This window comes from Acinetobacter sp. V2, from assembly GCF_001188385.1.
Lineage (GTDB): Bacteria > Pseudomonadota > Gammaproteobacteria > Pseudomonadales > Moraxellaceae > Acinetobacter > Acinetobacter oleivorans.
On sequence record NZ_JZFB01000007.1, the window covers coordinates 3385 to 3600 of the forward strand.

General features: G+C 38.4%; 1 protein-coding gene. It reads left to right on the plus strand.

Annotated elements, in window-relative coordinates:
• Positions 1-216 (plus strand): contractile injection system protein, VgrG/Pvc8 family (locus UC75_RS22125; RefSeq protein WP_228137449.1); only part of this gene is annotated, 216 nt, incomplete at both ends.

The window sequence follows — 216 nt, forward strand, 5'->3', positions numbered from 1 at the left end:
CTGAACCAACACATTAATGCTTATCATCACTTGAGTTCTAAACAGTTTACCGTTTCTGGTAATGTTCGTGATGCACAGGTCGGTTACTGGTTTGAACTCAATGACCATCCAGAACTCGACCAGCACGACAGTGCCGATAAAGAATTTTTAATCTTAAGCAAACACTACTATAACCAAAATAATTTACCGAAAGAATTACAACAGCAACTTGAGCGT